The sequence below is a fragment of the Marinobacter similis genome (genome assembly GCF_000830985.1).
GTDB classification, from domain to species: Bacteria; Pseudomonadota; Gammaproteobacteria; order Pseudomonadales; family Oleiphilaceae; genus Marinobacter; species Marinobacter similis.
In genome coordinates this window covers 753,922-765,967 of the sequence record NZ_CP007151.1, presented here as the reverse complement: position 1 = coordinate 765,967, position 12,046 = coordinate 753,922, and the positions used below count along the sequence as shown (strand labels likewise).

Annotated in this window: 5 protein-coding genes and 3 pseudogenes; all 8 read left to right on the top strand. The window is 57.1% G+C overall.

The window, feature by feature from the left end; all coding sequences use genetic code 11:
• Positions 1–111 precede the first annotated feature (111 nt).
• A complete protein-coding gene (gene purU / locus AU14_RS03425) occupies positions 112–966 on the top strand; it encodes a formyltetrahydrofolate deformylase (protein ID WP_041338930.1) in 855 nt (284 codons plus the stop codon).
• Positions 967–1,092: 126 nt separating this feature from the next.
• A pseudogene (gene gyrA / locus AU14_RS03420) lies at positions 1,093–3,770 on the top strand (DNA gyrase subunit A).
• Between the two features lie 50 nt (positions 3,771–3,820).
• Complete coding sequence (serC, locus tag AU14_RS03415; protein WP_041338927.1) at positions 3,821–4,903, top strand: 3-phosphoserine/phosphohydroxythreonine transaminase; 1,083 nt, start codon at positions 3,821–3,823, stop codon at positions 4,901–4,903.
• Positions 4,904–4,905: 2 nt separating this feature from the next.
• Positions 4,906–6,003, top strand: a complete 1,098-nt coding sequence (gene pheA / locus AU14_RS03410; protein ID WP_041338924.1) for a prephenate dehydratase — start codon at positions 4,906–4,908, stop codon at positions 6,001–6,003.
• A 47-nt stretch (positions 6,004–6,050) separates the two neighbouring features.
• Positions 6,051–7,219, top strand: a pseudogene (gene hisC, locus AU14_RS03405) (histidinol-phosphate transaminase).
• Between the two features lies 1 nt (position 7,220).
• Positions 7,221–9,448 (top strand): annotated as a pseudogene (locus AU14_RS03400) (bifunctional prephenate dehydrogenase/3-phosphoshikimate 1-carboxyvinyltransferase).
• Positions 9,448–10,128, top strand: coding sequence for a (d)CMP kinase (gene cmk / locus AU14_RS03395; protein WP_041338922.1), 681 nt, complete (start codon positions 9,448–9,450; stop codon positions 10,126–10,128). The pseudogene AU14_RS03400 and the gene cmk overlap by 1 nt, the downstream one beginning before the upstream one ends.
• A gap of 130 nt (positions 10,129–10,258) precedes the next feature.
• Positions 10,259–11,950, top strand: coding sequence for a 30S ribosomal protein S1 (gene rpsA / locus AU14_RS03390; protein ID WP_041338919.1), 1,692 nt, complete (start codon positions 10,259–10,261; stop codon positions 11,948–11,950).
• The last annotated feature ends 96 nt before the right edge of the window (positions 11,951–12,046 follow it).

Sequence of the window (12,046 nt, the reverse complement as noted above, 5' to 3'; positions counted from 1 at the left end):
CTATGATAGTCGGTCATTTTCATCGGTGCGTAACGTCAACCTGTCGATTGTTCCGCCAGTGGTTCCCCGGCGCACCTGCTTTCCCGGATTTCAGTTAAGGAAAGGCTTTCCATGGAGCATACCTATCGTCTTGTGATTTCCTGCCCGGATCGGGTCGGAATTGTCGCCAAGGTGAGTAATTTTCTGTCCACGTACAATGGCTGGATTACCGAGGCGAGCCATCACTCGGACACCCAGAGCGGCCGGTTCTTCATGCGGCACGAAATCAAGGCCAGTTCTATCCCTTTTGGTCTTGATCAGTTCCGGGCGGCGTTTGAGCCGATTGCCCGTGAGTTCGACATGAACTGGCACATTGCCGACTCGGCCCAGCCGAAGAAAGTCATTCTGATGTGCAGCAAGGAGTCACACTGTGTGGCGGACCTGCTGCACCGTTGGCACAGCAAGGAGCTGAATGCTGAGATCGCGGCGGTGATTTCCAACCACGACGACCTTCGCCGCATGGTGGAGTGGCATGAGATTCCTTATCACCATGTCCCGGTGAGCAAGGACAACAAGGCCGAGGCCTTCGCCCACATCGAAGAGTTGTTCCAGCAGTACGATGTCGACGTGGTTGTGCTGGCCCGCTACATGCAGATTTTGCCTGCCGAGTTGTGTCGCAAATACTCGGGCAAGGTGATCAATATCCACCACAGCTTCCTGCCGTCGTTTGCCGGTGCGCGTCCTTACCATCAGGCCTATAGCCGCGGTGTGAAGCTGATTGGTGCGACCTGCCATTACGTCACCGAGGATCTGGACGAAGGTCCGATCATCGAACAGGACGTTATTCGCATAACACACCGCGACTCCATCGACGACATGGTTCGCCTGGGTAAGGATGTGGAAAAGAACGTGTTGGCTCGAGGCCTTCGCTCCCACATCGAAGACCAGGTGATTACCTACGAAAACAAGACGGTGGTGTTTGATTAAGCCTGTCTCACAGTTGCCCCGGTAACGGTGTGATTGTGGTAGACTCGGCGGCTTATTACAGAATAACTAGGGGGCCGTATAACGGCTCCGACACGACTTCCAGATAACGCAAAGGAACCTTTCTCGATGGGTGAGTTAGCCAAAGAGATCCTGCCGGTAAACATAGAAGACGAGTTAAAACAGTCCTACCTCGATTACGCCATGAGCGTCATCGTCGGCCGTGCGCTGCCGGATGTGCGGGACGGCCTCAAGCCGGTGCATCGCCGCGTTCTGTTCGCCATGTCCGAACTGAACAATGACTGGAACAAGGCGTATAAGAAATCGGCCCGTGTGGTCGGTGACGTTATCGGTAAATACCATCCGCACGGTGACTCTGCTGTCTACGACACCATTGTTCGTATGGCCCAGCCGTTCTCCCTGCGTTACCCGCTGGTTGATGGTCAGGGTAACTTCGGTTCGATCGATGGCGACAACGCGGCTGCCATGCGTTACACCGAAATTCGTATGGAAAAGATCGCCCATTCCCTGCTGGCGGATCTGGACAAGGAAACCGTCGATTTCGTCGACAACTATGACGGCACCGAACGCATTCCCGACGTGCTGCCCACCCGGGTTCCGAATCTGCTGGTCAACGGTTCCTCCGGTATTGCCGTTGGTATGGCCACCAACATTCCGCCCCACAACCTGACGGAAGTGGTGAACGGGTGTCTGGAGTTGATCAACAACCCGGATCTCACCGTTGATGAGTTGATGGAGTTTATCCCCGGACCGGATTTCCCGACTCAGGGCATCATCAATGGCCGGGCGGGTATCGTTGAGGCTTATCGTACAGGCCGCGGCCGGATCTACATTCGCGCCCGCCACGAAATCGAGCACGACAAGAAAACCAACCGCGACGCCATCATCATTACCGAGCTGCCGTACCAGCTGAACAAGGCACGGCTGATCGAGAAGATTGCGGAGCTGGTTAAAGAGAAGCGCCTGGAAGGTATTTCAGAGCTGCGGGATGAGTCCAACAAGGAAGGTATCCGGGTTGTGATCGAGCTGCGCCGGGGTGAAAACCCGGACGTGATCATCAACAACCTGTTTTCCCAGACCCAGCTGGAAACGGTCTTCGGCATCAACATGGTTGCCTTGATCAACGGCGAGCCCAAGACCCTGAACCTGAAGCAGATGCTGGATGCGTTCATCCGTCATCGCCGGGAAGTGGTCACCCGCCGTACCATCTTCGAACTGCGCAAGGCCCGTGAGCGTGGTCATATCCTTGAAGGTCTGACCGTTGCGCTGGCCAATATCGACGAAATCATCGAGCTGATCAAGCCTCGCCGTCCGCGGCTGAAGCCAAGGAAAAGCTGATGGACAAGGGCTGGTCGCCCGGTGATGTACTGGCCATGCTGGAACGCGCCGGCGAAGACGCCTGTCGTCCGGACGATCTGCCCGAGGTCTACGGCCTGCGTGAAGGCCTGTACCATCTGTCACCAGAGCAGGCCCAGGCGATTCTGGATCTGCGTCTGCACCGCCTGACCGGTCTTGAGACCGAGAAGCTGCAGAACGAGTACAAGGAAATCCTGGAGAAGATTGCCGATCTGCTCGACATTCTGGGCGATCCGGAGCGTCTGATGCAGGTGATCCGTGATGAGCTGCAGGAAATCGTTAACGACTACGGCGATGAGCGTCTGACCGAGATCACCAGCTCCCGTCGTGACCTGACCATTGCCGATCTGATCGACGAAGAAGACCTGGTGGTGACCATCTCCCACAGTGGTTATGCCAAGACCCAGGCGGTCGAAGACTACCAGGCCCAGCGTCGCGGTGGTCGAGGCAAGGCTGCAACGTCCATGAAGGACGAGGACTTTGTCGAGAAGCTGCTGGTCGCCAACTCCCACGACACCATTCTGTGCTTCTCCAACCGGGGCAAGGTTTACTGGCTGCGAGTATTCGAGATTCCGCGTGCCAGCCGTGCTCACCGCGGTCGCCCGATGGTGAATATCCTGCCTCTGGATGAAGGTGAGCGTATTACCACCTTCCTGCCGGTACGGGATTATCCGGAAGACCAGTTTGTGCTGATGGCGACGTACGCTGGCGTGGTCAAGAAGACGCCGCTGCCGAATTTCTCCCGCCCGCGCAGCAGTGGCCTGATTGCGCTGTCGCTGGATGAGGGCGATACCCTGATTGGCGCAGCCATCACCAAGGGCGACGCTGAAGTGATGTTGTTCTCCACCGCCGGTAAAGCGGTGCGTTTCAACGAAGAGGCTGTTCGTCCGATGAGCCGGACCGCCCGTGGTGTGCGCGGCATCAAGATGCCAGAAGGGCACCATGTGGTCTCCCTGATCATTCCTCAGGAAGATGGCGTGATCCTCACCGCCAGTGAGAACGGCTACGGCAAGCGCACAGCCATTGATGAATTCCCGACTTACGGCCGAGGCAGCCAGGGCGTTATCGCCATGCAGTGCTCCGAGCGTAACGGTAACCTGGTAACAGCCCTGCAGTTGTTCGATGGCGATGAAATGATGCTGATCTCCGACAAGGGCACGTTGGTGCGGACCCGCACGGACGAAGTTTCCGTGCTGAGCCGGAACACCCAGGGTGTGCGTCTGATCAAGCTGAGCCAGGAAGACGAGCGCCTGGTAGGCGTGGAGCGGATTGCCGAAGCCGATGACGCTGGCCTTGATGGCGAAGAGCTTGACGGTGAAGCACCTGAAGGCGGAGTACTGGAAGGTACGCTAGAAGGTAGAGAGTCCAATGGTGACGCCGGTGATGCAGCGGGTGAGAGCAGCTCCGAGGAAGGTGCCGGCGAAGACTAAGCCGGCACTGCCAACAGACCGAATCAGTATGACTTGAGAGATCACGGAACATGAGTAGGGCGTATAACTTTTGTGCAGGCCCGGCAACCTTGCCGGAAGCAGTGCTGCAGCAGGCACGCGAGGAAATGCTGGACTGGCGCGGTACTGGTATGTCCGTGATGGAGATGAGCCATCGCAGCGACGAGTTTGTACAGATTGCTGAAACCGCCGAGCGAGATCTTCGTGAATTAGCCGGTATATCAGATGATTACGCCGTACTCTTTATGCAGGGTGGGGCTTCCAGTCAGTTCGCCACCATCCCCCTCAATCTCCTCGGAGAAGGTGGGTCTGCGGATTACGTGAACACCGGGATCTGGTCGAAAAAGGCGATCGCCGAGGCCAAGCGCTACGGCAACATCAATGTGGTGGCCAGTGCTGAGGATTCCGGATTCAGCTCGATTCCGGATGTTTCAGCTTGGCAGACCAGCGCTGACGCTTCGTATCTGCACTACACGCCGAATGAAACCATTGGCGGCCTGGAATTCGACTTCATTCCAGACAGCGGTTCTGTGCCGCTGGTAGCGGACATGTCCTCAACCATGCTGTCCCGGCCTATGGATTTCTCCAAGTTTGGTCTGATTTACGCCGGCGCCCAGAAAAACATCGGGCCGTCTGGTCTGGTGGTTGTCATCATTCGGAAAGATCTTCTGGGCAAAGCCCGTAGGGAAACGCCGACGATGATGAACTACCAGGTCATCGCCGATAACGATTCCATGTACAACACGCCGGCTACCTATTCCTGGTACCTGGCAGGGTTGGTGTTCCAGTGGATGAAGGCTCAGGGTGGGGTAGAGGCCATGGGGGCGATCAACGCCCGCAAAGCCAAGAAACTCTACGATTTCATCGACACCAACGATTTTTACGCCAATCCGATCGATCCGCGTTTCCGGTCCTGGATGAACGTGCCGTTCACCCTGGCGGACGATGCTCTCAATGCTGACTTCCTTAAGGGCGCCGATGCCCGCGGCTTGCTTAACCTCAAGGGGCACCGCTCCGTGGGTGGCATGCGTGCAAGCATCTACAACGCCATGCCGGAGGCCGGTGTCGATGCGTTGGTGCAGTATATGGCTGAATTCGCGAAGGAGCGTGGTTAATCATGAGTGACGAGCAGATTCGTCTGGCCGAACTCCGGGATGAGATTGACAGCCTTGATCAGCAGATCATGGATCTGATCAGTGCCCGCGCTCGCTGTGCCCAGGAAGTGGCACACGTAAAGATGGACTCAAACCCGGACCAGGACGTGTTTTTCTACCGTCCGGAGCGGGAAGCCCAGGTACTGCGCCGCATCAAAGAGCAGAATCCCGGGCCATTGTCGGGCGAGGAGATGGCGCGACTGTTTCGCGAGATCATGTCCGCCTGCCTGGCCCTGGAAAAGCCGATGCACATTGCCTTCTTGGGGCCGGTGGGAACCTTCACCCAGGCGGCTGCTCTGAAGCATTTTGGGCATTCAGTGGTCAGCGTACCGCTGCCGGCCATTGATGCAGTGTTCCGGGAAGTGGAGTCGGGTGCGGCTCATTACGGCGTGGTGCCGGTGGAAAACTCCACCGAAGGCATGATCAACCACACGCTGGATATGTTCATGTCGTCACCGCTGAAGATTTGCGGCGAAGTTCAGCTTCGGATTCACCACCACTTGCTGGTGTCACCCAAGCACGAAGACCAGGACATCACCCGCATCTACTCGCATCAGCAATCTTTTGCTCAGTGCCGCCAGTGGCTGGATACCCATCGCTACGGTATCGAGCGCATCACTGTGTCCAGCAACGCCGAAGCGGCGCGCCGGGCAGCGGAAGAGCCAGGTGCCGCGGCAATTGCCGGCGATATGGCCGCCGAGCTTTATGGCTTGAAGAAGCTGGCGAACAGCATTGAGGACCGTCCGGACAACACCACCCGGTTCCTGATTATAGGTCGGGAAGAAGTGCCGGCCAGTGGTCACGACAAGTCTTCCATCCTGGTATCTATGCGCAACAAGCCGGGCGCGCTGTACCAGCTGCTGGAACCTTTCCATCAGCACGGTATCAGCCTGACTCGCATTGAAACCCGGCCGTCGCCCAGCGGTACCTGGGCCTATGTGTTCTATATCGATTTCGAAGGCCACATGGAAGACGACCAGGTGAGCAAGCTGCTGGCCCAGGTGGACGAGGAAGCGGTTGAGCTGAAGCGTCTGGGTTCCTATCCGATTGGTGTTCTCTAGCATTGCGATGTTAAGGGCAGGAAAAAGTTACGGAGTGAGTGATAGCGATGGCAGTTGATTACCAGAGTCTGGCAGTAACCGGGGTTCAGGCACTGTCTCCCTATCAGCCGGGCAAGCCAATTGACGAGCTGGCCCGCGAGTTGGGCCTGAATCCGGCCGACATTGTTAAGCTGGCCAGCAATGAAAATCCGCTGGGCCCCAGTGACGTTGCCCTGAAGGCGGCGCAGAAGGCGCTGTCAGAGCTGTGTCTGTATCCGGACGGCAACGGGTTCGATCTGAAGCAGGCCTTGGCGAATCGTTTCGGCGTCAATATGGACCAGATCACCCTGGGTAATGGCTCCAACGATGTGCTGGAAGTGATAACCCGCTGCTTCGCCGATCGAGATGCCGAAGTCATTTTTTCCCAATACGCGTTTGCGGTTTACCCGCTGGTGACCCAGGCCATTGGCGCCAAAGGGGTCTCGGTACCTGCCCGAGACTGGGGGCATGATCTCGACGCCATGGCGGAGGCCGTTACCGACCGTACCCGCCTGATTTTTGTGGCTAACCCGAATAATCCGACCGGCACCGTACACGGCGCTGCGGCGATAGAAGCTTTCCTGGAAAAAATTCCCGCCAATGTGCTGGTGGTGCTGGACGAAGCCTACTGCGAATACCTGCAGGGTGATGAGTACCCGGATGGGGTGAAGCTGCTGGCACAGTTCCCGAACCTGATTGTCTGCAGAACCTTTTCCAAAGCCTGGGGCCTTGCAGCACTCAGGGTAGCTATAGCATTAGCTCGCCAGCCATCGCCGACATTCTCAACCGTGTGCGCCAGCCCTTTAACGTCGACACCGTGGCGCTGGCGTCCGCAACTGCCGTGCTGGCAGATGAACGCTATCTGGAACGTTCCCGTGAGGTGAATACTGCCGGGCTGCGCCAGCTGGAGCAGGCCTTCGACCGTCTTGGGCTTGAGTACATACCCTCGGCCGCCAATTTCATTTCGGTTGATGTCGGCGAACGCGCGCAGGACATTTATCAGGCCTTGCTCGCCAAGGGCGTTATTGTGCGCCCAGTAGGCGGTTACGGCATGCCTCGCCACCTGCGGGTGTCCGTTGGTCTGGCGGAAGAGAATCAGCAATTCATCGAGGCGCTCGAACAGTCTTTGGCATCTGGGTTGTCATCAGGGTTGTCATCTGTTTTTTCATCAAAGTCGCTGTCTGAGAGGGAAGCCTGAGGTGCCGGATCAGCAAGCTCTGTTCAAGCGTGTCGCGATCATCGGCTTGGGCCTGATTGGCGGCTCGCTGGCCTGCGCTCTCAGGCGCAATGGTCTGGCTGAAGTGGTGGTCGGAGCAGACAAGCGAGCCGAGGAGCTGGCTCTGGGCGTTGAGCTGGGTGTTATTGACCAAGCGGCCAAGTCTATTGAAGAGGCGGTCACCGGCAGTGATCTGGTGGTTCTGGCGGTGCCGGTTCGGGCAACCCGTGCGGTGCTGGCAGAAATTAAACCCTGGCTGGGTGAGTCGGCAGTACTGACTGATGTTGGTAGTACCAAATCCAGTTTTGTGGCCGACGTTGAAGCGGTGTTCGGCAGGTTGTCCCCGCAGGTAATCCCCGGTCATCCGATTGCGGGTTCTGAGAAGAGTGGTATTCGCGCCGCCAATCCCGATCTGTTTGCCCGCCACAAAGTTATTCTGACCCCGGCCGACGACGCCAATCCCGAGGCCCTGGCGAACCTCAAGCAGCTGTGGGAAGGCTGCGACGCCACGGTGCTAACGATGTCGGTGGCTTATCACGATGAGGTGCTTGCGGCCACCAGCCATCTCCCGCACCTGATCGCCTTTTCGCTAGTGGATACCCTGGCCGGTGAAGACGAGAATATGGACATCTTCCGGTACGCCGCGGGCGGCTTTCGCGACTTCACCCGAATCGCGGCCAGCGATCCGGTGATGTGGCACGACATTTTTCTTTCCAACCGCGACGCGGTGCTGCGTGTGATTGACCATTTCACCCATGATCTGGATCAGTTGCGCGATGCGATTGCCAATCAGGACAGTGCCATGCTGCTCCGGGTTTTCAGTCGCGCCAAGGCGGCGCGGGAACACTTTTCAAAAATGCTTTCAGGGCAGGCTTACGTGACAAAAAACAGTGAGAATCAGGTAACGTTTCGTCTTCAGCCCGGCGGCGCGATCGCCGGTGATATCCGGGTACCGGGTGATAAATCCATGTCCCATCGGTCAATCATGCTGGGCGCGCTGGCTAACGGCATCACGGAAGTAAAAGGCTTTCTTGAGGGGGAGGATAGCCTGGCTACGCTTCAGGCATTCCGGGATATGGGCGTCACCATTGAGGGGCCGGATGACGGCTTTGTCCGTATTCACGGCGTCGGCGTCAACGGTTTGCAGGCACCGCGGGGCCCGTTGTACCTGGGCAACTCCGGCACAGCCATGCGTCTGTTCGCTGGTTTGCTGGCGGCGCAGCCATTTGATTCCGAGTTGACCGGCGATGCGAGCCTGACCAAGCGCCCCATGGGCCGTGTAGCCGATCCGCTGCGGGCCATGGGTGCAGTGATTGATACCGCCGAGGGCGGCCGTCCGCCGATGAAAATCCGTGGCGGCCAGCACCTGACTGGCATCCATTACGAAATGCCCGTGGCCAGTGCCCAGGTTAAATCCTGCCTGTTGCTGGCCGGTCTCTATGCCGAGGGCAGCACCTCGGTGACAGAGCCTGCGCCAACCCGGGACCATACTGAGCGCATGCTGGCCGGATTCGGCTATCACGTGCATCGCGATGGTGCCACGGCCAGTGTCAGCGGTGGTGGGGAACTCGTTGCCAACGATATTGATGTGCCTGCAGATATTTCTTCCGCTGCGTTTTTCCTGGTGGCTGCCAGCATTGCCCCGGACTCAGATCTGGTGCTTCGCCACGTCGGCATGAACCCGACCCGTGTTGGTGTTATCAACATCTTGCGTCAGATGGGCGCGAATATCGAAGTGCTCGATGAGCGTGAGATCGGCGGTGAGCCGGTGGCCGACCTTCGGGTTCGTTCTGCCGAACTGACCGGTATCGACATTCCGGAGGACCAGGTGCCTCTGGCTATCGATGAATTTCCGGTGCTGTTCATTGCTGCCACCTGCGCCAAGGGGCGAACCGTGCTCCGTGGTGCCGAAGAGCTCCGTGTGAAGGAGAGTGACCGAATTCAGGTTATGGCTGATGGTCTGGCGAATCTGGGTGTTGAAACCACGGTAACGTCGGACGGCATTATCATTGAAGGTGGGCAAACCATTTCCGGTGGCCAGGTCGACAGCGAAGGCGATCACCGCATTGCCATGCGTTCGCCGTCGCCTCCTTGCGGGCAACAGGTGACATTGAAGTGACTGATTGTGCCAATGTGGCAACATCGTTCCCCGGTTTCGTCGAATTGGCCCAGAGCACCGGAATCCGAATTGCCGCGGAGGGAGCTGAGTAATGACGGATAACCTGCCGACGGTAATCACGGTCGACGGCCCCGGTGGATCGGGCAAGGGCACGGTCACCCAGATGCTGGCCAAGAAACTGGGCTTTCATCTGCTCGACAGTGGCGCACTCTATCGCTTGACCGCACTGGCGGCTGTGCGTCAGGGTGTGTCCCTCGAAGATGAGGCAACCCTGATTGGCGTCGCGGCGTCTTTGGATGTGGCGTTTGAGCCGACGCCCCCGGGAGAGCCGGCGAAGGTCATTCTGGCCGGAGAGGATGTCACCTCGGAGATACGCACCGAGACCTGTGGCGATAATGCGTCGCGGGTTGCTGTCATGCAGCCGGTTCGGGATGCGCTGTTGCAGCGTCAGCGGGATTTCCGAAAGGCACCGGGCCTGGTCGCCGACGGTCGTGACATGGGCACCGTGGTATTCCCCGATGCTCCGGTCAAGATCTTCCTGACCGCCAGTGCAGAGGAGCGGGCCCGCAGACGATTTAGCCAGTTGAAGGACGCAGGCGTCGATGTTAACATTGATGCCCTTTTAGAAGAGATACGGGTTCGCGATGAGCGGGATATGAACCGTTCTGCAGCCCCTCTCAAGCCTGCGGATGATGCGCAAGTCATTGATTCTACAGGGTTGAGTATTGAAGAGGTGTTGGACAGGTGTATGGCCGCAGCGGGCCAGGCCTGACTACACCTTTTCGTCGTTGAAATGCCGGATGTGGCGTTATCGGCCAGCCACTGGCTTCATCCGGACATGACTAACAGACCGTGTTGCTGGTAGCACGGAGTAAACTTGCGTTGATCACATAGGACACATAATGAGCGAGAGCTTTGCGGATCTTTTTGAAGAAAGCCTAAAAGAAATTGACATGCAACCGGGTTCCATCGTCCAGGGAACCGTAGTTGACGTCGACAGCGACTGGGTCACCGTTAACGCCGGACTGAAGTCCGAAGGCGTTATCCCCGCCTCCCAGTTTCTTAACGAAAAAGGCGAGTTGGAAGTTGCGATTGGCGACGTTGTAGATGTCGCTCTCGATGCTGTCGAAGATGGTTTCGGGGAAACCCGTCTGTCTCGCGAGAAAGCCAAGCGCGCAGAAGCCTGGAAGGTACTTGAGAAGTCCTTCGAAGCGGAAGAGGTTGTTAAGGGTATTATCAACGGTAAGGTCAAGGGTGGTTTCACCGTCGATCTGGCCGGTATCCGCGCCTTCCTGCCTGGCTCTCTGGTAGATGTTCGTCCGGTTCGCGACACTGCGCACCTGGAGAACAAAGAGCTCGAGTTCAAGGTTATCAAGCTGGACCAGAAGCGTAACAACGTGGTTGTTTCCCGCCGCGCGGTTCTGGAAGCTGAAAACAGCGCTGAGCGTGAAGCTCTGCTGGAAACCCTGACCGAGGGTATGGAAATTAAAGGTATCGTCAAGAACCTGACTGACTACGGCGCGTTCGTAGATCTGGGCGGTGTTGACGGCCTGCTGCACATCACTGATATGGCCTGGAAGCGCATCAAGCATCCGAGCGAAATCGTGAATGTGGGCGATGAGATCAGCGTTAAGGTTCTGAAGTTCGACCGTGAGCGTAACCGTGTATCCCTCGGCCTGAAGCAGCTGGGTGAAGATCCCTGGGTTGATATCAAGGGTCGTTACCCGGAGAACAGCCGGGTCAAGGCACGTGTTACCAACCTGACCGACTACGGCTGCTTTGCTGAGCTGGAAGAAGGTGTTGAAGGTCTGGTTCACGTATCCGAAATGGATTGGACCAACAAGAACATCCATCCGTCCAAAGTCGTTCAAGTAGGCGACGAAGTGGAAGTGATGATTCTGGACATCGACGAAGAACGTCGTCGTATCTCCCTGGGTATCAAGCAGTGCGTATCCAACCCGTGGGAAGATTTCTCCAGCAACTTCAACAAGGGCGACCGCATCTCCGGTAAGATCAAGTCTATTACTGACTTCGGTATCTTCATCGGTCTGGACGGCGGCATCGATGGTCTGGTTCACCTGTCTGACATCAGCTGGAACGAGACTGGCGAAGAAGCAGTTCGTGAATACAAGAAGGGTGACGAAGTTGAAACCGTTATCCTGTCTGTTGATCCTGAGCGTGAGCGTATCTCCCTCGGCATCAAGCAGCTTGAAAGCGATCCGTTCGCAGAGTTTGTACAGCTGAACGACAAGGGCTCTATCGTTAAGGGTACCGTCTCTGCTGTAGATGCGAAGGCCGCGACCATCGCTCTGAATGACGAAGTGGAAGCTGTCCTGAAAGCCTCTGAAATCAGCCGTGACCGTGTTGAAGACGCACGCAACGCGCTGAAGGAAGGCGAGGAAGTTGAAGCGAAGATCATCAGCATCGATCGCAAGAACCGCATCATCAACCTGTCTGTGAAGTCCAAAGACGTTGAAGATGACAAGCAAGCGGTTGAAGGCATGCGTGCCAAAACAGCTGAAACTTCTGGTGCGACCACCATCGGTGATCTCATCAAGGAGCAGATGCAGCAGCAAAACGCCAACAAAGACTGATAATCTCGGTTGGTAAGAAAAAAACGGGCTCTAAGAGCCCGTTTTTTTTGTGTTTTTTTTTGGTTTGGCTAAACTAGGAGTCATGAGAGTCCGGTA